Raw genomic sequence first — 21,554 nt, 5'->3', positions numbered from 1 at the left:
GCTTCAACCATATCACAGGGTAGCGCTTTGGGCGCTCAATCATGGTCCGGATGCTGATGGCTGATGATGGTCGCCATCTTCTCCGGCCCGTAGTTCTGCTGCGTGGTCTGGCTCGGCAGATTGGAGATGCCGACCACCCAGCCCAAGCGTGACTCAGTTCCGTATTGGCGCGTCGGCACCAGGCGGTCTGGCCGGTCGAAGGCGCCGGTCATGATCTCGATCCGCTCGCCGTCGATGCGGCCGAAGCTCAGCGGCGTGCCGCAGGCGGCGCAATAGCCGCGGTCGGCGATCGAGGAGGAGCGGAAGAACGCCGGCTGCCCCTTGGTCCAGGCAAAGTCCGTCCGGTTGATGTCGGCGAAGGAGGCGAACGGCGCACCGCTCGCCTTCTGGCACATCCGGCAATGGCAGATCGAAATCTTGTTCGGCGCGGCGGTCAGCGCAAAGCGCACCGCCCCGCATTGGCAGCCGCCGGCGAGAACGGTTTTGCTGGCCTCGGTCATGCCTGCTCCATCCGCAAATAAGCGTCCTGCAACGTGGCAAGCGCATCGCCGCCGGAAAACACAAACCCCGTGACACCGGCCGAACGAAGTGCCGCCTCGGCCTCAGCCGGACGGCCCGCCAGATAGATATGTCGTGCGCCCGCGGTTTGCAGGGTCTTTGCCGCAGCTTCCGCGTGTTCCGCATAAACCTTGTCGCTGGAACAAAGGCAGGCGAGCGCGGCGCCGGAAGCCTTGAATGCGGCAGCCAGCTTGGCAGGATCGGCAAAGCCCTCGCTGTCGACAGCCTGGATGCCGCCGGTCTCGAAGAAGCTCTTCGCGAAGGTCGCGCGCGCGGTGAAATCGGCGGGTGTGCCGAGATTGGCCAGGAACACTTTTGGCCGCACGCCGCGCGCCTTCAACGTCGCATCGGATTTGTCGCGAAGCGCTTCGAATGGTTGTGCGAGCCGGATCGGGGCGAGCGCGTCGAACTTGAACTTCTGCTCGCCATACGGTGCGAGTTCGACCGGCGTCGCTTTCAGCACCACCGTCTCGCTCTCATGCAGGTTGGGAAACTCACTGGCACCCGTCAGCACGTCGCGGCGCTTTGCGATATTGGCGTCACGCGCTTTTCGGGCGGCTGCGACCTTGCTCTGGAACAGACCCTGTTGGAGCGCGGCGAAGGTGCCGCCGGCTTTCTCGCTCTCCTGGAACAACGCCCAGGCCGCCTCGCAGAGCTGCGCCGTCAGCGTCTCGATGCCGCCTGCGCCCGCCGCGGGATCGCTGACCTTGGCGAGGTTACTCTCTTCCAGCAGCAGGACTTGCATGTTGCGCGCCGCGCGTCGTGCGAACGGGTCTGGCAGCCCGAGCGCCAGCGTATGCGGCAGCACGGTGATCGCATTGGCGCCGGCGAGCCCGGCCGCAAACGTCGCCATGGTCGCACGCAGCATGTTCACGTAAGGATCACGCTGCGTCAGCATGCGCCAGGCGGTGTCGGCGGCAATGAACAGCCGCTTCGGCGTCAAGCCGCTGGCCTGCTCGATGCGCGCCCACAGCAACCGCAGCGCGCGGAACTTTGCCATGGTCAAAAACTGGTCGGCATCCGCGGCGAGCCGCGCATAGACCATGCCTTGCGCCTGCTCGAGCGGAACGCCGGCGCTTTCGATCGCGCGCAAATAGGCGAGGCCGCAAGCGAGCACGAAGGCGAGTTCCTGCACTTCCGATCCGCCGGCATCGTGGATCACACGTCCGTCGGCGGATGCAAACGGTCCCTTGAAGCCGAGCGCGGCAAGGCCCTTGATGCCACCTGTGACCGCCGGAACGATCTCCTCCCAGCTATAAGGGCTGGAGCCCCACACGGCGCAGGCCGCGAGCGGATCGAGCCCGAAGCGGATGTCGCAAGTGGCGGGATCGAGACCTTTGCCCTTCACATATTCCGCGACATGGATCGCTGCCATCCGCGATTGCGGGCCGACCTGAAGCTCGATGCCGATGCCGGCATCGAGATGAATGTCCTTCAACACTTTCGCGACCGCATCGGCCGTCGGTTCCAGGCCGAAACCGTGAGCGCCGTTGCCGCCGGCGAACACCAGCGAGAGTCCTGTGGCGCCATTCTGGAGATCAATCAGCGCCTGTGCATTCGCCGCCGCTGCATCGGGATGATCGATCCGCTGCATGATCTGCCATGGCGCGGCCTCGGACCGTCCCGCCACAGGCGCAACGCCCTTGGCGCGCGGATAGAGCGGCTGGATCTTCAATCCGTCATAGGTCTTGGCGACCAGCTTCTCGAACGGCGCGCCCTTCAGCACGCCGTCGACCAGCTTGCGCCAGTCCGCGTCCGTCGCCTTGGGAAAATCGGCCGCCAAGGGCAGATCGTCAGTCACGGAGGTCATACGGCCAAGGGCTCCCAAACGTCTCGTCATTCGCAGGCGAAATTGCCACGGCCGGGCGTCCCTGCAAACGGTTGTTTTTGGTTAACCGGTATCCGCAAGCCGTTCAATGCCGCTGCTGGAGACGCCGGCGAGGCCGTCACGCACACGGATACCTGAGATCACGCGGTCCGGCGCGATTTCGGCCAGCGGCACCAGCACAAAGGCGCGCTCGAACAGCCGTGGATGCGGCAGGGTCAGGTCGGGCTTCCTGAACGACACATTGTCATAGGCGATCATGTCGAGATCGAGCGTGCGCGGACCCCAGCGGCGGTCCTTGTCGCGCGTACGGCCGAACTTCTGCTCGACTTTCTGCATGACGAACAAGAGCGCATGCGGATCGAGGTCGGTCTCGATCTCGACGCAGGCATTGATGAAGGGATCCTGGTCCTCGTCGCCCCAGGGCGGCGTGGTGTAGTCCGACGAACGCGCGATCATTGCGGCTTGCGCCATGCCGCAGATATGGGCGATCGCCTTGCGGAACGTCGCGCGGACATCGCCGACATTGCCGCCGAGTGCGATCAGCACGCTCGCCATGTCAGGGACTCCGCGAGCGGGTCAGCATGATGCCGACATCGTCGAAGATCGCGGCGATCGGCGCGTGCGGCTTGTGCACGGTGATCTTCACCGCGCGGATGCGCGGAAAGTGCGACAGGATGGCGTCGGCGACCGCACCCGCCGCGCGCTCCAAAAGCTTGTAGTTGGTATTCTTGAACGCCGACGTCGTGGTCGCGACCACGTCGGCATAGGAGACGGTATCGGAGAGGCGGTCGCTGCGCGAAGGCTCCGACAAATCGGTGTAGAGTTCGAGGTCGATGACAAAGCGCTGGCCGACTTCGGTCTCGTGCTCCATCACGCCGTGACGCGCATGGATCGACAGGCCGGTCACGAAGATCGTATCGGTCATTGCTTGCTCTCGATTGCGTTGGCGACCCGCAGGGCCTGCAAGGTCTCGGCGACGTCATGGGTCCGGATGATTTTCGCGCCCTTCTGCGCGGCGATCAGATGTGCGGCGATCGAGCCGGCGAGACGCTCTTTCGGCTCTGACGGCGACACCGAGGCGATGAAGCGCTTGCGCGAAGCGCCGACCAGGATCGGCAGGCCGAACATATCGAGCTCGTGCAGCCGCGCCAGCGCGATCATGCTTTGCCCGGCGGTCTTGCCGAAGCCGATGCCAGGATCAAGCACGATTTTTTCGCGCGCGATGCCAGCCTTGGCGGCGATGTCGAGCGAGCGCAGGAAGAACGCATTCATGTCCGCCACGATGTCGATGGCGGAATCGGCGCTGTCTCGGTTGTGCATGACGATGACGGGGACGCCTTTCGCAGCGACGAGCGGCGCCATATTGGCGTCGCGCTGCAATCCCCAGACGTCGTTGGCGATGGCCGCGCCTTGGTCGAGCGCGAAGGCGACGACTTCGGCCTTCATGCTGTCGATCGAGACCGGCACACCAAGCGCGACCACGGCTGCCAGCACTGGCTTCAACCGGGTCAATTCGTCCGCCACGGTGACCGGCTTGGCACCCTTGTAGGGCCGGGTGGATTCCGCGCCGATATCGATGATGTCGACGCCTGCCTCGATCATCGCCCGCGCCCGTGCCAGCGCCTGGTCCGGCGCAATGAAATCGCCGCCGTCGGAAAAGGAATCCGGCGTCACGTTGAGCACGCCCATCACCGCCGGAAGAGGCCGTTCCAGCAGCGTCCGCAGCACGTCAGGCCCGGCCGAGCCGGCCGGCAGGACGGATGGGGAGGGCAAGGCATTCATGCGGCCCGCTTTGCGCGGTCGGGGAGGGGGAGTCAAGGCGGGAGAGGGGCAAATGAACGCTGCTCTGTCACCGTCATCCTGAGGTGCCGGAGCGCAGCGGAGGCCTCGAAGGATGAGCGGCCCGGCTCTTTCCGTGGCGGCGGCGTGGCCGTGCATCCTTCGAGGCTCTCCATGGGACGCGCTGCGTCCCATGCTTCGCACCTCAGGATGACGGAGCTACTATCAGTACGTAATCTTCGGCGACAGCTTCTTGGCCTTGGCGATGATGTCGCCGACCGACTTCTCCGAGGGCAGGATGCGGACGAGCTTCCTCTGACCGTTTGCCTCGCGCATGCTCTGCGCCAATCTTGCCGGATTTCGATAGGCGAGCTCACGCACCGTGGTGACGCCGGCGGCGCGGACGAGACCGACCTTGGCCCGGCCCATGCCGGGAATGCGCATGTAGTCGGACACGTTGGCCCACTCCAGCAACAGTTGCTCGCTGATGCCGGTCTTGGCCGAGAGCGCCTTGCGGCCCTTCGCGGTGCTCGCGGCTTCCAGCAGCGCATCGGTGGTGCGGATTCCCTGCGCCTTCAACTTGTTGGCGGCAAAGGCTGGCAGGCCCTCAATCTCGGAGATCGGATATGTCATGATACTCAATATGAAAATGCGACAGCTTCAGGCGAACTGGCTGAGGCCCGGCGTGCCCGCGATGATCTTGCCCATCTGATCCGCTCCGATTTTGTCTCGACCGTAGCGGAAAAGTTCACGGGCAATCGCCTGAATGTCGGACATCCCAAGTCCCAGGCCCATCAGGCGCGTGCCGATGGCCATCAGGCCGCCGCCCATCAGCCGCGACAGCCCGCCGCTCTTGGACGCCTCGATCGCCCCTTCTGCACCAGGGATCTGATCGATCAGGGCCTGCACGATGCCGGACGGACCTTCGCTGCGGAGGAAGCCCAGGATAATGCCGACGCTCTTTTCAGCCACAGCACCATCTATGCTGGCGCTTGTCGCCAGCCGTCCGATCAGCTCGTCCATATGGGCCTGCCCCTCAGCCGGTTCACATGCCGGAGATTATTTTCGAAAAATGATCTTGGGCCGGTGTGATGTGAAATACAAGTGATGAACGCACGCAGTGTTCCGATTCATCCTCGAAGACGCGAAAAGTGTTGCAGCGATGCAAGATCAAAGAAGAAATTCGTGAAAAAATGCCGCGGTGCGAATACATCACTCCGACTTTCGGCGCATGCCGCGGCGCGCAGTCTCCGACAATGTCGCATGTCGATACGGCCTTGAACGGTTTCAATCGGCTTGCGACATGCGTTAAACTGCGGAACTGGTGAGTTCGAGTTTCGATACGCGAAACAAACGATAGAGAGAGTGATGACGGCGCAGGACAACAAGCTCGGCGATACCGACGACAGGATCTTCGTCGGCAAGGGAGACGAGCAAGCCTGGCTGACGCTGGCGCTCGCCAATCGTCATGGCCTCGTCACCGGCGCGACCGGAACGGGCAAGACGGTCACGCTGCAGGTGATGGCGGAAGGATTTGCGCGGGCCGGTGTTCCCGTGTTCGCCGCCGACATCAAGGGCGACCTCTCCGGCATCTCCGAGGTCGGGGAGGCAAAGGACTTCATCATCAAGCGCGCCACCGAGATCGGGCTGACATTCCAGCCCGATCAATTCTCGACGGTGTTCTGGGACGTGTTCGGCGAGCAGGGACATCCGGTGCGGGCGACTATCACCGAGATGGGGCCGCTGCTGCTCGCTCGCATGCTCGATCTCAACGACGTTCAGGAGGGTGTGCTCAACGTCGCCTTCCGCGTCGCCGACGAGAACGGTCTTGCTTTGATCGACATGAAGGATCTGCGGGCATTGCTCGACGCCATCGTGCCCGACAGCGGCAAGAAGGGGCCGGATTCGGACGAGGATCCACTCGCGCCGGTCCGGAAGGCGGCCCAGGGTTTTGGCAACGTCACCAAGGCTACCGTCGGCACTATCCAGCGCCAACTCTTGGTGCTGGAGAACCAGGGCGCCACAAAATTCTTCGGCGAGCCGGCGCTGACCTTGAAGGACTTCATGAAGACCGACCGCGACGGTCGCGGCATGGTCAACATCCTCGTCGCCGACAAGCTGATGCAGAGCCCGCGGCTTTACGCGACATTCCTGCTGTGGATGCTGTCGGAGCTGTTCGAGGAATTGCCCGAGGTCGGCGACCTGCCGAAGCCCAAGCTGGTGTTCTTTTTCGACGAGGCGCATCTGTTGTTCAACGACGCGCCGAAGGCGCTGATGGACAAGATCGAGCAGGTGGTCCGCCTGATCCGCTCCAAGGGCGTCGGCGTCTATTTCGTCACGCAGAATCCGATCGACGTGCCCGACCGCGTGCTCGGGCAAATGGGCAACCGGGTGCAGCATGCGCTGCGCGCCTTCACCCCGCGCGACCAGAAGGCGGTCGCCGCTGCGGCCCAGACCTTCCGGCCCAATCCGAAGCTCGACACCGCCAAGGTGATCATGGAGCTCGGTAAGGGCGAGGCGCTGGTGTCGTTCCTCGAAGGCAATGGCACGCCGGCGATGGTCGAGCGGGTGCTGATCCGCCCGCCATCGGCCCGCATCGGGCCGATCAGCCCGGAGGAGCGCAAGGCGATCATGGATGCAAGCCCGGTGAAGGGCAAATACGACACAGCGATCGATTCCGAGTCCGCTTATGAGATCCTCCAGAAGCGCATCGCCGGCACCGCCGCGCCGGCCGATGGCCAGGCGGGTGGAGGCGGTGGCGGCATCCTCGGCCAGATCGGCTCGATCGTCGGCACCATCTTCGGCACCAACACTGGACGCAACCGGCTGACGACGGGACAACGCATCGCGCGCGACGTCACGCGCACGGTCACCGGCAGGGTGGTCGGCGGCGTCGCGGCCGATCTCGGCAAATCGGTTGGCGGTCAGCTCGGCGGCTCGGTCGGCCGCGCGCTAGTCCGCGGCGCACTTGGCGGGTTGCTGCGAAGGTAGGCAGAACGCCCGGCTGTGGTCTACTGGTCCGCAGCGCCGCTCCCGTGGCGCGGGAAGCGGCATTCTTGCCAGGTACAAATTCGGGTGAGGGGGGACTCTCCAAGCGTCCGTCGGTCTGCTACGTGCTATTTGTTTCCGACTGGACATCAAGTGACGCGATCGAATTCATCAGACAAATCTCGTGCACTTCGGCTCCCGTCGTTGCGCGCGCCGCTCGATCTGCTCTTCCTGCTCTGCTGCGTCGTCCTCGCCGCCGATGTCCTCGGGCCGGAGATTTTCGGCCGCGGCAAGACCAAGGATTACGCGCTGTGGTACTGGGCCGGGCAGCAGGTGCTGCATGGCGGGCCGCTCTATCCCAGCGAATTGGGTCGTCCGTTCGAGTTCATCTATCCGCCGCTGCCTGCAATCCTGCTGGCGATCCCGAGCTGGTTCGGCAGGATCCCGCTCTACCTCGTGCTGTCGGTTCTGAACGTGGTGGCGTGGTGGACCACGGGCGTTCTCTCCAATGCCATGACCGGCTCGGACCGCAAGCCCGGCCCGTGGCTCGAAGCGCTGCCGGCGGTCGCCACCGTGACCTTCGTGTTCGACATGTTCGATCTCGGTCAGCCGAACCTCGTTCTGCTGGCGATGATGCTCTACGGCTTCTGGAGCCTCCAGCATCGGCGATCCCTGTTCGCAGGCTTCATGTTCGCGCTCGCCACCGCCATCAAGGTGTTTCCGATCGCGGTGCTGCCTTATCTGGTCTGGCGGAGGCAGTGGGCGGCAGTCGTCAGCATGATCGCCTTCATCGGCATCCTGCTCTACGTCGTACCGGCGCCGATCCGTGGCTTCGAGACTAACGCCGCCGAGCTCAAGACCTGGTACCAGGGCATGGTCGGCTCGAGCTCGGAAAAGGGTTTTGGGCAGCGCGACGAGCAGAACTGGTCGTGGGTCAACCAGTCCATCATCGCGGTGACGCACCGGCTGGTCCGGCCGATCAACTACAATCTGGAGGATCCCAGCAAGCCGGTGCGCACGATGAATGTCATCGACGTCGACTACAAGACGGCGAACTGGATCGTGCTCGCGGTATCGGTGCTGATCGGGCTCGGCTTTGTCGCAATCATGCCGCGGCAAGCGCAGAGAACGGCGCGATCGGACGCCGAGGAGCTCGCCATCCTGTTCTGCCTCATGACGGTCGCCTCGCCGTTGGCGCGGCAATATTACTTTGTGTGGCTGTTCCTGCCGTTCACGGTGCTGATGCATCGGGCCGCCTTCGACGTGCGGCCGAAGGTGCGGCTGGGAACCTGGCTTGCGCTCGGCGCTGCAGGAATCCTCATGCTGCTGTCGCTGCCGCTGTTCCCCAACACCGTCCAGGCCTGGGGCAACAACCTCGTCGCCACCGCGATCCTCGCCGTTGCGCTTGCCTGGCACATCCGGCATCCGCCTGACACGGCTAGCTCCGACGCCGCGGCAGGGTTAAAACCCAAGACCTCCTAAAACCCAAGACGTCCTAAAACTTATGCCGTCTTGAGACTCGAAAAGTCAGGGAACACGACATGGCCAATGCGCAGCTTCAATCCGTGCTCGACCACATCGACAAAGACTTTGACAACAGCCTCGAGCGCCTGTTCTCACTGTTGCGGATCAAGTCGATTTCTGCCGATCCAGCCTATGCCGGAGATTGCAAGGCGGCGGCCGAGCATCTGGCCAAGGACATCGCGAGCCTCGGCGTCGCGACCGAGGTGAGGCCGACCGCCGGCCATCCCGCCGTCGTCGGCAAGGTCAAGGCAGGCGGACGGCCGCATGTGATCTTCTACGGCCATTATGATGTGCAGCCGGTCGATCCGCTCGACCTCTGGCACCGTCCGCCATTCGAACCCGTGATCGCCGATCATGCCGACGGCCGCAAGATCATCGTCGCGCGCGGCGCCGAGGACGACAAGGGCCAGGTCATGACCTTCGTCGAAGCATGCCGCGCGTGGAAGAAGGTCACGGGCTCGCTGCCGATCGACATCACCTTCCTGATCGAAGGCGAGGAGGAGGTCGGCTCCAGGAATTTCGTGCCGTTCGTCGAGGCCAACAAGGACGAGTTCAAAGCCGATTACGTGCTGGTCTGCGACACCGGCATGTGGGATCCGGAGACGCCGGCGATCACCACGGCGCTGCGCGGCTTGCTCTATGAAGAGGTGAAGATCACCGCCGCCAGCCGCGATTTGCATTCCGGCGTTTTCGGCGGCACGGCGATGAACCCGATCCGGGTGCTGACCAGGATTCTCGGCGGACTGTTCGACGACGACAACCGCATCACCATTCCCGGCTTCTATGACGGCGTGAAGGATACGCCGCCGGAGATCCTGGAGCAGTGGAAGAAGCTCAACTTCACGCCGGAGTCGTTTCTCAAGCCGATCGGTCTGTCGATCCCGGCTGGCGAGAAGGGGCGGCTGATGGTCGAGCAGGCCTCCACGCGTCCAACCTGCGACGTCAACGGCATCTGGGGCGGCTATATCGGCGAGGGCTCCAAGACGGTGATTCCGTCGCATGCCTCGGCAAAAGTCTCGTTTCGGCTGGTCCAGGGGCAGGACCCCCTGAAGATACGCAAGGCTTTCCGCGACTACGTGACCGCCCGGATTCCCGGCGATTGCAAGGTCGAGTTCGGCGACCATTCCGCCGCACCCGCCGTGGCGCTCGACTGGAATATGAAGCCGCTAGCGGCCGCCAGGAAGGCGCTGACCGAGGAATGGGGAAAGGACACCGTGCTGATGGGCTCCGGTGCGTCGATCCCGATCGTCGCCGATTTCAAGCGCGCGCTTGGTCTGGACTCGCTGCTCGTCGGTTTCGGGCTCGACGACGACAACATCCACTCGCCGAACGAGAAGTATGACCTCCGCAGCTTCCAGAAGGGCATCCGCTCCTGGGCGCGGATTCTCGCCGCGCTGGCCGAGGTGAAGTAGATGATGCCGTAGGTGGGCAAAGGCGCGAAGCGCCGTGCCCACCACCTCTCAATGATGACCAAAGAAGAAGACGTGGGCACGCTTCCGCCTTCGCTCTTCGAGCTACGGCGGACAAGTCGCTTTGCCCACCCTACGAGACCTTCATCCGTCATTGCGAGCGAAGCGAAGCAATCCAGAATCTCTCCGCGGAAATACTCTGGATTGCTTCATCGCAAGAGCTCCTCGCGCTGACGGTGAAGCCAAAAAAAACGCCGCCCGGAATTGGGCGGCGTTTCATTCCGAAATGTGTAGAGGGTGTTGAGGCCTACCCTACACGAAATCCCGTAAATCTCAAGAGCGGTAGCCCGGGAGCTCGCGATCGAGCTTGCGCAGCAGCGGCGGCCAGACGAGGTTGGTGGCGCGCAGCTCGGCGCGGTCGCGGTTGGCGAGCAGCTCGGTGTTCTTCTCGATCGCGATCTCCTCGACCGGATAGACCGGCGTGCCCAGCGCGCGGGTGCGCACCTGCATCGAGCAGGCGCGCTCGAGGTGGTACATGCGCTCGAAGGCGGAAGCGACCGAGCGGCCGACGGTCATCGTGCCGTGGTTGCGCAGGAGCATGTGGTTGTGGTCGCCGAGGTCCTTCTGCAGCCGCGGCCGCTCGTCGTGATCGAGCGCGATGCCTTCATAGTCGTGATAGGCGAGGTCGTGGGTGACGAGCTGCGCGGTCTGGTTCAGCGGCAGCAGGCCTTCGGCGCTGCTCGACACTGCGGTGCCGTCGAGGGTGTGGAGATGCAGCACGCAGATCGCGTCCTCGCGCACCTCGTGGATCGCCGAATGGATGGTGAAGCCAGCCGGGTTGATGCTGTATTCGCTCTCGCTGAGCTGGTTGCCGTGCAAATCGACCTTGACCAGGCTCGAGGCCGTGATCTCGTCGAACATCAGTCCGTAGGGGTTGATCAGGAAGTGATGGTCGGGGCCAGGCACGCGCGCGGAGATGTGGGTGTCGACCAGATCGTCCCAGCCGTACAGCGAGACGAGACGATAGCAGGCGGCGAGATTGACCCGTTGCTGCCACTCGGCCTCCGTCATGTTCGACGGCACTTCCTTCAGGCGCGCTTCCGCTGGTGACATGGCAAATCTCCCCGAACCTCGTTGTTGCGGGGAGGGAGCCTAGTCTTGGGTGAAGCCCGCAGCAAGGCGCCGGGAGCGCGGCAGTTCAGCGTAGCCCGCATGGAGCGGGCTGCGGCTTTCGGAGAAAACTATTACGGCGCCGGGATCGACAGCAGGCTGGAAATGCTTCGGCCGCGGATGTCGTAGACGCGGGCGAACACCACGTCGTCGCGCTTGATCTCGACCATCACGGGCGCGGTCAGGCCCTTGCAGTAGAATTCGCCGAGCGTCATGGCGAAATCGGCCGCATTGGAATCCCAGCCGATGGTGAAGTCGGGGCCGAGCGCGACCTGGGCCGGGCGTTGCGGACCGCACACCGCGACCTTCCATTTGCGATTGCGCGGCGGCACTTCCTGGCGTTCGACCAGTTGCTCGCGCAGTCCGTCGGAGGCCTGCTTCAGCGCGAGGCCCCAATAGTCCAGCATGAAGCGGTCGTCGGCGGCGCGCACCGTGCCGGCGATATGGTTGAAGTGGGTGTATTGATAGGGATGCAGCCGGATCATCTCGGCGAGCGGCAGCGCCAGGCCGAAGCAGAACACGGCGAGCACGGCCGGCTGCCAGGCGCGGTGTTTGACGCGAAGGCGCTCCACGGTCCAGGCGAAGGCAACGCCGCCGAGCACCGCCATCGGCGGGATCACGAAGACGAAGTGGCGGATGCCGTTATAGAGCGCCGGACGCTTCACCATCGCGATCGCGAGCGGCAGGGTGGCTGCCAGCGTCAGTGTCAGCAGGATGGTTTTGCGGCGCGCCGGAACCTCGCGGCGCGGCAGCATGGCAAGGGTGCCGAACACGGCGCCCGCCGTCAGCACCAGCATCACTTCGGGAAGCTGCAGCGCGAACAGTGTCGGCAGATAGGACCAGGGCATGTCGGGCACGGACACGATCGCGCCGTCGAACATCTCTTTCCAGGGCTTCTCGAAGAAGTGCGAGAAGTAGGTCAGGGCCTCGAAGGGATTGCCGGGCTCCATGATCGACCACGGCCAGATCAGGCCCATCACGAGGTAGCCGAACGCGAGGCCAGGCAGCAGCACGTAGACGACATGGGCGAAACGCCTGATAGCCTCGCGCGCGCCCTCAAGGCGCAGTTCCTCCAGGAACAGCGGCATGAAGCCGATCATCGCATAGACCAGTGCGAGCCCGCCAAGGATGCGGCAGCCAATCGACAAGCCGGCACCGAGGCCGACGATCACAATCGTGCGCGGCGAGGGCTGCGGATATTCCTCGGCAAGACGGACCAGGCCCAGCATCAGGACGATCATCGCCACCGCGAAGGGCGCATCCTTCGGGTTCATGAACATGTGGCCGTAGAAGATCGGGCAGAGTGCCAGCAGCAGAAGCGCGGCAAGACCTGCAAGCGGTCCGGCGATGCGACGGCCGAGCCGCCACGTGACCGCCAGCCCGATCACGCCGACGATCGCGCCGACCAGGCGTCGCGTCTCGAACAGCTCGAGGGGGATAATCTTGTGCAGCATCGCTGCGGCCATGTCGAAGCCGCCGCCATACATGTAGAGGTTGGCGAAGGAGAGGGCGGACGTGTCCCTGAAGCCTGAGCCGTACATGCGCAGCAGCAGGTCGGCATATTCGGCGTGGGTGTAGTCGTCCCAGCCGAGCCCGTAGTCGCGGAAGGTCAGGCCTGCGATGACAGTGACGGCAGCCAGCACCAGCATGGCAAGGTCGTCGCAAGTCCGTTCAACCGAGCGCCCGAGAGGCGTGTCGATCGCCGAAGTCGTGATGGATGTCATGGCTATTGGTGACCCGGAATCCCCTCTTGGCCCTGCTGGTGCGCGCGGGCCTGCTCCCCGGAATCCCTATAGCGCAGTTCCATTACCAAGTAATTGGACATTATGGCTAAATTCCTGATGCGACGCAGCAATTTCCAGAAACTCGGAGCACATGAGAGCTAGCGGACCGTTGCTGAAGGGAATGTGAATAAGTCTCTGATATCCCTCCCTTTAGGAACGGCCCGGGCAATTGGTCGTTGGCGAGGAACGCAGTATGACGGTATCGTGGCGTAACGAGTGTCGCGCATGGATGCGCGGCCGGGGGTGTGTTCGATGAGCTTGGCTTTGTTGATTGTAGGGATTTTCGCCGTGTTGGCGGGCCTCTTTGCGGTCGCTTTTGGCTACTCGATCAGGGATTTCAGCCTCGGCAGCACGCTCATAACGAGCGGAACGATTGGCGTCTGCTCCGGAATGTTACTGGTCGGTCTCTACGTCGTGCTGCTCGAGCTGCAAGGCATCGCCCGCCGGCTGGCCGGGACGGCCGCGCCGTCGGAGGTTCGCGTGAGACCGGTGCTGCCGCCGGGCCTCGCCGCGCCCGCGCCGGAGCCCGCACCGCCTCCAACGATGCGGGTCGAGCCGCCAGCCGCGCCGCCGTGGCAGGCCGAAGCGCCCGCACGCGAGCATGCGCGGGCCGAGGCACCTGCCGGGCCGGAAGCGCCTCCGCCTCCGCCTCCGCTTACGGCGGCGGAAGCTCCACGAAAGCGCAACCTGATGTTCGCCTCGAGCTCACGCAAGGAGCGCGAGCGCGCCGAGGCGAAGGCTGCCGAGAGCCCGCCACACGATGAGCCCGCGGCACCTTCCGCCCCTGAGGCCCCGCCTGCGAGCTTCGATGACGCTTGGCCGAAGCCGGACCGCGCGCGGCCGCCGGAGCCGCCCGCGGCGCGACGCCCGCCGCCGCCGCGCCCGGCATCGACCTTCGAGCCCGCTGTTCCGCAGCCTGCCGCACCGGAGACGCCGCCGGCCGAACCGTCGCAGGTGACGGTGCTCAAATCCGGCATCGTCGACGGCATGGGCTATTCGCTCTATTCCGATGGCTCGATCGAGGCGCAGATGCCGGAGGGCATGATGCGCTTTGCCTCGATCGACGAGCTGCGCGCCCATCTCGACCAGCGCGGCTGAAGCCCCGCCGCGTTCAAGTAAAGTCTCGCGCCTGTTGTCGCGGGACCAGTAATCGGTTCATATTTTCCAGTCGTCGTATTTCGGCCAAACGTATTGTTGACAGAGAATACTTCCCCGCCGCCAATGCAGCGCGACGGAGTCACTGGAGAGGGTCGAGCCCATGTCGGATGTTGGGGCTAAAAATTTCATCGAGCTGACGGCCAACATCGTCTCGGCCTATCTCAGCAACAACCCGACGCCGACCGCCGAGATTCCGAACCTGATCAGCCAGGTGCATGGCGCGTTGACGCGGGTATCGTCGGGCCGCGTCGAAGCGCCGCTCGAACCGGCAAAACCTGCGGTCTCGCTGAAGAAGTCGATCGCCCCGGACTATCTGGTGTGTCTGGAAGACGGCAAGCGCTTCAAGTCGCTGAAGCGCCATCTGCGCACCCAGTACAGCATGACGCCGGAGCAATATCGCGAGAAATGGGGCCTGCCGGCCGACTATCCCATGGTCGCGCCGAACTACGCAGTGGCGCGTTCGCAACTGGCGAAGAAGATGGGCCTGGGACAGCAGCAGCGGAAGAAGGGGAAGTAGTCCCGCGCTCGCGATCTCGTAGTAGCGCTACGGGCTCGGTCTCGTAGGGTGGGCAAAGGCGCAAAGCGTCGTGCCCACGAATTTTGATTGATCGCACTCAGAACGTGGGCACGCTCCGCTTTGCCCACCCTACGGCACCTCACCACGAGGAGCTAAGACGCCTCCGCGAGCGCCTCTTTCGCGTCGGTCTTGATGCGCTCGACCATCGAGCGCAGGCCGTTGGAGCGCTGCGGCGTCAGATGGTCGCGGAAGCCGAACTCGTCGAACACCGATATCGCATCGGTCGCAAGAATCTCCTGCGGTGTGCGGCCGGAGTACAGCGCGAGCACGATCGCGACCAGCCCGCGCACGATATGCGCGTCGCTGTCGCCACGATACTTCAGGATCGGCGCGCCATTGCCGCGATCGACCAGCTTCTGGAGCCAGACCTGGCTGACGCAGCCACTCACCTTGTTCTCGGCCGAGTGTTCCGCCTCGGGCATCGGTTCCAGGGTGCGGCCGAGCTCGATGACGTACCGGTAGCGGTCGTCCCAGTCGTCCAGAAGCTCGAAATTGTCCCTGATCTCGTCAATCGCAGTCATTGATGGCCCGTGGTTCCCGCTTGCCGCCAATATAGGGACGCGAGGCCTCGAAATCGATAGGATTCGGGCCTTAATTCGCCGTCTCCGGTCCGTGCCATTCCACCGCGAGGTCGTCCTGGGTCAGCGTGTCGCGCGGTGCTTCGCTGACTGCGGCGTCGCCTTCACCGGCGACCGTGATCGAGCCGGTGTGGTCGGGCGCCTTCTTGTCGGTCTTCTCGAGCTGCTCTTTCTTGTCGTTGATGATCTGGTAGATCTTGCGCGCGCCGTCCTGGGCCCGCTGGCCGATGATGGCCGCGGCCTGGCCGCCGACCTCGCAGGCCGCCGGCTGGCGTTTACAGAATTGGCTCGCGTCGGAGACGGCCGCAGTCGCAGCCTGCACCGCGTCGGCAGCACCGATCTGCGGCAGCTTCTCCGATTCGGGCGTTTTGTCCCGAGGCAGGAGCACCAGCACCAGCCCGAGCCAGAATGTGATGCGGAGCAGAAAGCGCATCTTGCGACCTGTCTGTTAGATCCCGCCACTGCGATTCCCGCGCGGCGATGCGACCTAGCAACTCTCGATAAATCGCAAGTGATTGCCTTCCGCTTAATTCGCAGAAAATTGACGCAAGAATCTCGCGGAATGCAGGTCTCGTAAATTTTCCATTGACGCGCGCGTCCCTGGTGCCTCGGGCCTGCATGTCCACCAATTCGAAACCATGAAAGGGACGGCGAAACCCTGTGTTCACCATCCCCGATGATGACATCGCCAAATCGTCTAAAAATCTTCGCGATGACGCGGTGTCCGGCGGCGGGCCGATCCGCCTTAGCACTCGTTTAAGATCGCTCTGACACGTTGGCTCAACGATAAGGAGGCGTTCCGGCACGTCTTCCAGGACGAATGAGCCGAAGCGCGAGACCCGTGACAGTTTTGAGTATCATCCGCGATTGTCTCGATGCGCTGCTGCATCCCTCCGCGCGCTACGATGCGCTGACGCGAGCGCGCCATCGTGCCTTCATGGCGCCCCGGCTTCTGGGAAGCCTGGCCGCCTTTGCCGCATTTCCCGTCTATCTCGTCCTGCGTGGCGCGCCGAGCGCGATCGAGGTCGCTGCCTTCGCCTGGCTGATCGCGCCGATCCTGCTATCCTGGTTCCTGTCGCGCACCGGACGGTACGAAGGCGCCCATGTGCTGTCGTCGCTGGCGCTCGCCGGCCTGATCATGGCGATCGCGGCCACGACCGGCGGCATCGAATCATTCGCCGCGATCTGGCTGGTCGTGGTTCCCCTCGAAGCCGCGTTGTCGGCCTCGCGCCGTGTCGCGGCCTTTGCCTCGGTTCTTGCGCTCTCCTGCGCCGGGATCCTGATTCTCGTCAGTCAGCTCGGCTGGTTGCCGCTCGATGAAGCGACGGCCACGGAGCGGGGCGTGCTCATGGCGTTCGGCGTCGCCTCCGCAACGCTCTATGCCGCCGGCCTCGCCTTCGGCGCCGAGTCGCTCGCGCGTACCAGCGTCACGCTGCTGTCGCGCGAGGAGGAGCGCTATCGCCTGCTGGCGCGCAACATGAGCGACGTGATCTCGCGGCATCAGCGCAACGGCGCGGTGCAGTTCATCTCGCCGGCGGCGGAGGCCATGCTCGGCATGCCCGTTGCGCAGCTGCACGGCCATGGCCTGTTCGATCGCGTCCATGTCGCCGATCGTCCGGCCTATCTCACCGCACTCTCCGATGCCGCGCGCGGCGACGTGCGCAGCGTCGAATTCCGGCTGCGGCGGGAGCCGACCGGTTCGGAGCGCGGCCAGGTCGACTTCATCTGGGTCGAGATGCGCTGCCGGCCGCTCGATCAGGATCTGGGCCGTGATACCACGCGAGAGGCCGAAGTCGTCGGCGTGATGCGCGACGTCACCGATCGCAAGGTTTCAGAGCAGGCGCTGGATCAGGCGCGCAGCGCGGCAGAGGGGGCCGATGCCGCCAAGACGCGTTTCCTTGCCACCATGAGCCACGAGCTGCGCACGCCGCTCAACGCCATCATCGGCTTCTCCGAGATGATCGCGCAGGAACAGACGTTGATGCTGGGTGCGGCCCAGCGCAAGGAATATGCCGAGCTCATCAATGCGTCCGGCCAGCATCTGCTGTCGGTCGTCAACGGCATCCTCGACATGTCGAAGATGGAATCGGGCAATTTCGAGATTGCGTCGGAGCCGTTTGCACCGCGCGCCTCGCTGATGCATTGCTGCAATCTGCTGGCGCTGAAAGCGCGCGAGAACGGCATCGATCTTGTCACGGACGCGCCGCAGGATCTGCCGGTGATGACCGGCGATCCGCGTGCGTTCAAGCAGATCGTGCTCAATCTTGTCGCCAATGCCGTCAAGTTCACCGAGCGCGGCGGTCAGGTCTCGGTGTCTGCAGCGGCGTCTGGTTCGCAGCTCACGCTGCGCATCAGCGATACCGGGGTCGGCATCGCGCCCGACGATCTCAAGCACATCGGTGCGCCGTTCTTCCAATGCGGCAAGACCTATGAACGCCGTCACGAAGGCACCGGCCTCGGGCTCTCGATCGTGAAGAGCCTGGTGGCGTTGCATCTCGGCGAATTAACGGTACAAAGCAGGCTCGGCGAGGGCACCGCTGTCACCGTCAAGCTGCCGCTCGTCTACACGCCGCCGCAAGCGAAGCCGGCCGAGAGCAAGATCGCGACGCTGACGCCGGTGTTCCGTCATGAAGTTCAGGACCAACCTGCTCTGGTGAAGAAAAGTGCCTAGAAAGTCTGCAAAGCACGAAGCCGCTCCGCGCCGCCGTGGTGCCAAGGCCGCGGTCGTGGATGTCGAGACCGAGCGCAATCTCGTGATGCGCGTGCTCTTGCACAGTCCCAAGGACACGCTGGCCGGCCTCGTCGCCGCCGCTGCCGTCAGCGCCATCGTCGCGAACGCGCTGTTTCTGCAGACCGGCCGGCATCCGGCGCCGATGTTTGGCACCGTGATCAATCTGCCCGTACCGTCGTCCATGTCGCTGTCCAATCCCTTGCCGCGTCCGCGTCCCGTCGGCGCCGATACGTCGCCGCTCGAACCGAAAGCAACCGAGTTTCGCGTCGAGCCGAAACCGGCCGAGAAGGCGCCGGAGAAGCCCGCCGAGACGACGGCCTCGACGCCTCGCGCCGGCGATCCCATGACCAATCTGGTCATCAAGGCTACGACGCCGACGCCGCCCTCGGTCGCCATCGCGCGTCCGCCTGCGCCGATCCCGGTGCAGCAGAGCCCGGCGGCGCGCCGCCTCGCCGGCGTGCAGCGCGCCCTGGCCGAATATGGCTATGGCAATCTGAAGATTACGGGCACGATGAGCGGCGAGACCCAGTCAGCGATCCAGAAGTTCGAGCGCGAGCACAGGATGCAGGTCACCGGCCAGGTGTCCGACCGTCTGTTGCGCGAGCTCGGCGGCGCAATCGGGCATCCCGTCGAATAAGCGGCAGCGTTTCGCCAAGCCTGTAAACCTGAAGGCTGGTGCTGATGGCAGCGCTGGCCTATCGTGCGCTCATGCGTTTGAAATCAAATATCTGGGTCTCGGCTTATCTGCGCCGGTGCCAGACCGAGGGCGTGTTCGGTGCTGTGCGCCGTCGCGGCGCCGAGGAGGCGGGGGCGGTGTTCGTCAAAGTGTCGCTGCTCGACGGCAATGCGATGCTCTACGTGCCGGCGCCGCAGACCGTCTATGACGATGGCCGGCCGGTCGACCGATTCTTCGTGCCACATGCGCCGCAGCCGATGCCGGAGCCTGCGGTGGAGGAGCGCCTGACCAAGGAAATCCGCTTCGACCCGGACGCCTGGATCGTCGAGATCGAAGACCGCGCGGGGCGGCACTTTCTGGAATTGGCGAAGACGTAACTGCCGCCCCAGTCATTGCGAGGAGCGAAGCGACGAAGCAATCCAGAGTCTTTCTGCCGAGGGACTCTGGATTGCTTCGCTGCGCTCGCAATGACGAGCGTGGGGACAGCGCGCGTCCCACATCCAATGGCGCTGTCTGTGAGGGCCCGCCTTACCGCTCCATCGACCCGCCGCTGCTCGTGCGCACCGCCGGGCTCGATCCGGGCTGCACGTTTGACCGCGACTGGCTTGCGCCGGCGCGCGCGCGCTGCCTCTCACTGTCATGCAACGACGGCTGATATTTTGCGCGCGTGACAGCGAGCGTCGAGCCGCGCCACGCGGCCAGCATCACCAGCGCGGAGCGGTCGCTGAGGCGATCATAGAGCCGCGACAGCCGGTAGACCGCATCCACCGAGTTGCCGATCTCCGGCTTGAAGAACAAGAGGATGCGCTGGAAGTTCGGGCTCGGCATGTCGAGGGCGCGGGCGGCAATTGCGAGCGCCTCGCCGCCGGCGTCGTCGACGATCTCTGCTGCGACGCGCGAGGACAAGATCAGGCTGTCGCCGAGTTCGAAGGTGAAGTTCTCGACGTCGCCTGCAATCGCCGCCATCTCCAGGATCTGGATCGCGCGCCTGGCGCGCACGGTCGGAATCCGCGGCGCGGCCTTCAGCGGCGTCTGCGCCAGATTGTGCAGGATCAGCGCGCGCTGGCTCGCATCGGCGCCGAAGAACATGTCGTGGATCTCGGCCGCTTCATTCGGCTGCATCGCCATGTTGGCAGCCATGCGCCGCTCGGCGTCGGTCGGCGTGCGGGCAGGCGATGCAGCGGACGCAGCACGCGGGATTTCGCGCGCGAGCGGCACCCGGCGGCCTTCTTGCGCTGCGACCAGCCCGAGCTTCTGCAGCACCGGGATCGGAGTCTGCGCATAGATCGCAAGCTTCGCTTTGACAGAGGCGCGCGTCGCATCGTCGACCTGGTCGATCAGCCGCGTCGCGAGCTCGATGAACTGCCGCTGCTCGTCCTCGCTGTGGGTGGGCGCCTGGACATACAGATCGGTCAGCACCCGCAGCAACGTCGGACGAACATCGACGCCCTCGCGGCGGGAGAGTGTCATCAGCCCGTCGAATCCGGGAAACAGCGACTTGGTCATGGAGGGTACGCAACTTGGAAAAAACTGTTGCCTCAGCCTATCAGGGGTTCCTTTAAAGGCTCGTTAAGGAAAACGAGGTGTGAAACAAACCCACCCATTTCAGCGGATCGCGTCTCGCAGCGGGACGACCTGGGCAGGCCCGTGACGTTACGGTCCAAAGGCCATGTTTACATCCCGTTAACCATAAACTGATCCTAATGACCCGCATGTTGCAGGGGCGCAGTTTGTCGCGCGGCAATTGAGAGAGCTGACATGGGGACCATCATTGAATTTCCGGCCGGTCGCCGGGTGGGCTCGTCGGGGGATGTCACACCGCGCGCGGACAGGGGGACGGTTTTGATCCTTCCCGTTATCCGTATCGAGCGCGAGGCGGACGAAACCAGCGGCGATCGCGGGCCGGAAGCGGGCACAGCGCCGGGACGCCGTCGTCGTCGCCGCTAGGTTCCGGCTTTTGCAATGCCGGGCTCCATCCGCCAGATTCGCACAATCGTATCGGCCACCCTGCTCGCAGCCGTAGGCGCGTCGCTTGCTGCCTGCAGCGGCGGCGATTTCGGCCGCACCCGCGCCGACATGCGCAGCGACGATATGCATCGTTGGCTCGGCACCGAAGTCACCGGGAGCCTCGGCCTGAAGGCCTCTCAATTCCAGCTCACCGACGAAGAACGTCAGCTCCGCGACCTTGCCTATCCCATGATCGAGCCGCCGCTGTCGCGGCCGGCCTGGAAGAGCGTGTTCGGCGACTACAAGGCGTTGCCGTCGCCGTGGCGGCAGAAGATCGTGTTCGACCGCACCATGTACGGGCGCACGTTGATCGACGAGCCGCATCGCTCGCATGCCTCCCGTTATGCGCAGCTGATCGAGGACGTGCGCAACGACATCACGCGTTTTGAGCCGTTCTTTGGCTCTGCTATCCGTGTCATCGATCTCGACAAGAAGCGTGAGGCCAGCATGGCTCGCGTCTCGGCGCTGTCGCCGCAGGAGAGGGCCGACGCCGTCGAACGCATGCAGGAGAACTCGCTGATCATCCAGTGGGTGCAGCTGTCGCTCGAACAGCGCGTCTCATCCTATCGCTGGGCGCTGGAGCGGCTGGTGATCCAGGCACCCGACGGCATGGCCGCGGATGCCGATCGCTTGATCGGCGAACTCGCTGCGCAAACCGTCAATCCGCCGGTTCAGTCGCAGCCGGCCTACGGGCGCGCGGTCGTCTCGAAGGGCTAGCGTTCCCGTCAGCACGAACGGCAATCCGGGACGCCCCGGCTGCGGCCAAGCCTGCAACCTTGGCGAGGAG

The 21,554-nt window shown here is 64.4% G+C and carries 22 protein-coding genes; 10 read left to right on the top strand and 12 right to left on the bottom strand.

All coding sequences use genetic code 11. The features are described from left to right. Positions 1–35: 35 nt before the first annotated feature. The 7 genes from ABIA96_RS00470 to ABIA96_RS00440 form a co-directional block, all read right to left on the bottom strand. Positions 36–500 (bottom strand): GFA family protein, encoded by a 465-nt coding sequence (locus ABIA96_RS00470; protein ID WP_354135050.1) that lies wholly within the window; start codon positions 498–500, stop codon positions 36–38. Continuing rightward, a complete protein-coding gene (locus tag ABIA96_RS00465) occupies positions 497–2,368 on the bottom strand; it encodes a methylmalonyl-CoA mutase family protein (RefSeq protein WP_354135049.1) in 1,872 nt (623 codons plus the stop codon). Before ABIA96_RS00465 ends, ABIA96_RS00470 begins: the two co-directional genes overlap by 4 nt. 81 nt (positions 2,369–2,449) lie before the next feature. After that, positions 2,450–2,941 carry a 2-amino-4-hydroxy-6-hydroxymethyldihydropteridine diphosphokinase gene (folK, locus tag ABIA96_RS00460; protein WP_354135048.1) on the bottom strand — a complete coding sequence of 164 codons (492 nt, stop codon included), beginning with the start codon at positions 2,939–2,941 and terminating at the stop codon, positions 2,450–2,452. Between the two features lies 1 nt (position 2,942). Next, entirely contained in the window at positions 2,943–3,311 is a 369-nt protein-coding gene (gene folB, locus ABIA96_RS00455; protein ID WP_354135047.1) for a dihydroneopterin aldolase, read from the bottom strand. Then, positions 3,308–4,168 carry a dihydropteroate synthase gene (gene folP, locus ABIA96_RS00450; protein WP_354135046.1) on the bottom strand — a complete coding sequence of 287 codons (861 nt, stop codon included), beginning with the start codon at positions 4,166–4,168 and terminating at the stop codon, positions 3,308–3,310. Before folP ends, folB begins: the two co-directional genes overlap by 4 nt. Before the next feature lie 222 nt (positions 4,169–4,390). Next, entirely contained in the window at positions 4,391–4,798 is a 408-nt protein-coding gene (locus ABIA96_RS00445) for a DUF4332 domain-containing protein (RefSeq protein WP_354135045.1), read from the bottom strand. Between the two features lie 27 nt (positions 4,799–4,825). Further along, positions 4,826–5,188 carry a DUF2267 domain-containing protein gene (locus tag ABIA96_RS00440; protein ID WP_354135044.1) on the bottom strand — a complete coding sequence of 121 codons (363 nt, stop codon included), beginning with the start codon at positions 5,186–5,188 and terminating at the stop codon, positions 4,826–4,828. 345 nt (positions 5,189–5,533) lie between these two features. Here ABIA96_RS00440 and ABIA96_RS00435 point away from each other — a divergent pair, with 345 nt between their 5' ends. The 3 genes from ABIA96_RS00435 (at position 5,534) to ABIA96_RS00425 (ending at position 10,089) form a co-directional block, all read left to right on the top strand. After that, positions 5,534–7,156 (top strand): helicase HerA-like domain-containing protein, encoded by a 1,623-nt coding sequence (locus ABIA96_RS00435; RefSeq protein ID WP_354135043.1) that lies wholly within the window; start codon positions 5,534–5,536, stop codon positions 7,154–7,156. Between the two features lie 201 nt (positions 7,157–7,357). After that, positions 7,358–8,635 (top strand): glycosyltransferase family 87 protein, encoded by a 1,278-nt coding sequence (locus ABIA96_RS00430; protein WP_502918784.1) that lies wholly within the window; start codon positions 7,358–7,360, stop codon positions 8,633–8,635. 59 nt (positions 8,636–8,694) lie between these two features. Further along, positions 8,695–10,089, top strand: a complete 1,395-nt coding sequence (locus tag ABIA96_RS00425) for a M20/M25/M40 family metallo-hydrolase (protein ID WP_354135041.1) — start codon at positions 8,695–8,697, stop codon at positions 10,087–10,089. A gap of 330 nt (positions 10,090–10,419) precedes the next feature. Here the strand turns inward: ABIA96_RS00425 and ABIA96_RS00420 are convergent, their stop codons facing one another. Next, entirely contained in the window at positions 10,420–11,199 is a 780-nt protein-coding gene (locus tag ABIA96_RS00420; RefSeq protein WP_354135040.1) for a class II aldolase/adducin family protein, read from the bottom strand. A gap of 131 nt (positions 11,200–11,330) precedes the next feature. Then, a complete protein-coding gene (locus ABIA96_RS00415; protein ID WP_354135039.1) occupies positions 11,331–12,980 on the bottom strand; it encodes a glycosyltransferase family 39 protein in 1,650 nt (549 codons plus the stop codon). A gap of 312 nt (positions 12,981–13,292) precedes the next feature. Here ABIA96_RS00415 and ABIA96_RS00410 point away from each other — a divergent pair, with 312 nt between their 5' ends. Further along, entirely contained in the window at positions 13,293–14,138 is an 846-nt protein-coding gene (locus ABIA96_RS00410) for a DUF308 domain-containing protein (protein WP_354135038.1), read from the top strand. 160 nt (positions 14,139–14,298) lie between these two features. Beyond that, a complete protein-coding gene (locus ABIA96_RS00405; RefSeq protein WP_354135037.1) occupies positions 14,299–14,715 on the top strand; it encodes a Ros/MucR family transcriptional regulator in 417 nt (138 codons plus the stop codon). A 152-nt stretch (positions 14,716–14,867) separates the two neighbouring features. Here the strand turns inward: ABIA96_RS00405 and ABIA96_RS00400 are convergent, their stop codons facing one another. Beyond that, positions 14,868–15,296: a SufE family protein gene (locus tag ABIA96_RS00400; RefSeq protein WP_354135036.1), complete on the bottom strand. Its 429-nt coding sequence runs from the start codon at positions 15,294–15,296 to the stop codon at positions 14,868–14,870. A 70-nt stretch (positions 15,297–15,366) separates the two neighbouring features. Next, positions 15,367–15,786: a DUF5330 domain-containing protein gene (locus ABIA96_RS00395; protein WP_354135035.1), complete on the bottom strand. Its 420-nt coding sequence runs from the start codon at positions 15,784–15,786 to the stop codon at positions 15,367–15,369. Positions 15,787–16,173: 387 nt separating this feature from the next. On the opposite strand from ABIA96_RS00395, the gene ABIA96_RS00390 reads away from it, so the two are divergent. From ABIA96_RS00390 to ABIA96_RS00380, 3 genes are all read left to right on the top strand, one after another. Beyond that, positions 16,174–18,024: a PAS domain-containing sensor histidine kinase gene (locus tag ABIA96_RS00390; RefSeq protein WP_354135034.1), complete on the top strand. Its 1,851-nt coding sequence runs from the start codon at positions 16,174–16,176 to the stop codon at positions 18,022–18,024. After that, positions 18,017–18,721, top strand: coding sequence for a peptidoglycan-binding domain-containing protein (locus ABIA96_RS00385; RefSeq protein WP_354135033.1), 705 nt, complete (start codon positions 18,017–18,019; stop codon positions 18,719–18,721). Before ABIA96_RS00390 ends, ABIA96_RS00385 begins: the two co-directional genes overlap by 8 nt. Positions 18,722–18,792: 71 nt before the next feature. After that, on the top strand, positions 18,793–19,137 hold the full coding sequence (locus ABIA96_RS00380) for a DUF1491 family protein (protein ID WP_354135692.1): 345 nt from the start codon (positions 18,793–18,795) through the stop codon (positions 19,135–19,137). A 151-nt stretch (positions 19,138–19,288) separates the two neighbouring features. On the opposite strand, the gene ABIA96_RS00375 is transcribed toward ABIA96_RS00380, so the two are convergent. Then, the gene (locus tag ABIA96_RS00375; protein ID WP_354135032.1) at positions 19,289–20,266 is read right to left on the bottom strand and encodes a DUF2336 domain-containing protein; all 978 of its coding nucleotides are present in this window, start codon (positions 20,264–20,266) and stop codon (positions 19,289–19,291) included. 252 nt (positions 20,267–20,518) lie between these two features. Between ABIA96_RS00375 and ABIA96_RS00370 the strand changes: the two genes are divergently transcribed. Both ABIA96_RS00370 and ABIA96_RS00365 read left to right on the top strand, forming a co-directional pair. Next, positions 20,519–20,707: a hypothetical protein gene (locus ABIA96_RS00370; RefSeq protein WP_354135031.1), complete on the top strand. Its 189-nt coding sequence runs from the start codon at positions 20,519–20,521 to the stop codon at positions 20,705–20,707. Between the two features lie 15 nt (positions 20,708–20,722). Further along, complete coding sequence (locus ABIA96_RS00365; RefSeq protein WP_354135030.1) at positions 20,723–21,484, top strand: hypothetical protein; 762 nt, start codon at positions 20,723–20,725, stop codon at positions 21,482–21,484. Positions 21,485–21,554: the final 70 nt, after the last annotated feature.

Origin of the sequence: Bradyrhizobium sp. LB11.1 (assembly GCF_040549385.1) — a bacterium.
Taxonomy (GTDB): Bacteria; Pseudomonadota; Alphaproteobacteria; order Rhizobiales; family Xanthobacteraceae; genus Bradyrhizobium.
The sequence above is the reverse complement of the archived record's forward strand: the minus strand, read 5'-3'. Positions and strand labels throughout refer to the sequence as shown.

Coding starts and splice junctions, on each gene's coding strand:
- ABIA96_RS00380 (WP_354135692.1), top strand. CDS start 18,793: ATGCGTTTGAAATCAAATATCTGGGTCTCGGCTTATCTGCGCCGGTGC.
- ABIA96_RS00425 (WP_354135041.1), top strand. CDS start 8,695: ATGGCCAATGCGCAGCTTCAATCCGTGCTCGACCACATCGACAAAGAC.
- ABIA96_RS00365 (WP_354135030.1), top strand. CDS start 20,723: ATGCCGGGCTCCATCCGCCAGATTCGCACAATCGTATCGGCCACCCTG.
- ABIA96_RS00470 (WP_354135050.1), bottom strand. CDS start 500: ATGACCGAGGCCAGCAAAACCGTTCTCGCCGGCGGCTGCCAATGCGGG.
- ABIA96_RS00465 (WP_354135049.1), bottom strand. CDS start 2,368: ATGACCTCCGTGACTGACGATCTGCCCTTGGCGGCCGATTTTCCCAAG.
- ABIA96_RS00440 (WP_354135044.1), bottom strand. CDS start 5,188: ATGGACGAGCTGATCGGACGGCTGGCGACAAGCGCCAGCATAGATGGT.
- ABIA96_RS00405 (WP_354135037.1), top strand. CDS start 14,299: ATGTCGGATGTTGGGGCTAAAAATTTCATCGAGCTGACGGCCAACATC.
- ABIA96_RS00395 (WP_354135035.1), bottom strand. CDS start 15,786: ATGCGCTTTCTGCTCCGCATCACATTCTGGCTCGGGCTGGTGCTGGTG.
- ABIA96_RS00410 (WP_354135038.1), top strand. CDS start 13,293: ATGAGCTTGGCTTTGTTGATTGTAGGGATTTTCGCCGTGTTGGCGGGC.
- ABIA96_RS00445 (WP_354135045.1), bottom strand. CDS start 4,798: ATGACATATCCGATCTCCGAGATTGAGGGCCTGCCAGCCTTTGCCGCC.
- ABIA96_RS00375 (WP_354135032.1), bottom strand. CDS start 20,266: ATGACCAAGTCGCTGTTTCCCGGATTCGACGGGCTGATGACACTCTCC.
- ABIA96_RS00415 (WP_354135039.1), bottom strand. CDS start 12,980: ATGACATCCATCACGACTTCGGCGATCGACACGCCTCTCGGGCGCTCG.
- folB (WP_354135047.1), bottom strand. CDS start 3,311: ATGACCGATACGATCTTCGTGACCGGCCTGTCGATCCATGCGCGTCAC.
- ABIA96_RS00390 (WP_354135034.1), top strand. CDS start 16,174: ATGAGCCGAAGCGCGAGACCCGTGACAGTTTTGAGTATCATCCGCGAT.
- folK (WP_354135048.1), bottom strand. CDS start 2,941: ATGGCGAGCGTGCTGATCGCACTCGGCGGCAATGTCGGCGATGTCCGC.
- folP (WP_354135046.1), bottom strand. CDS start 4,168: ATGAATGCCTTGCCCTCCCCATCCGTCCTGCCGGCCGGCTCGGCCGGG.
- ABIA96_RS00400 (WP_354135036.1), bottom strand. CDS start 15,296: ATGACTGCGATTGACGAGATCAGGGACAATTTCGAGCTTCTGGACGAC.
- ABIA96_RS00435 (WP_354135043.1), top strand. CDS start 5,534: ATGACGGCGCAGGACAACAAGCTCGGCGATACCGACGACAGGATCTTC.
- ABIA96_RS00420 (WP_354135040.1), bottom strand. CDS start 11,199: ATGTCACCAGCGGAAGCGCGCCTGAAGGAAGTGCCGTCGAACATGACG.
- ABIA96_RS00370 (WP_354135031.1), top strand. CDS start 20,519: ATGGGGACCATCATTGAATTTCCGGCCGGTCGCCGGGTGGGCTCGTCG.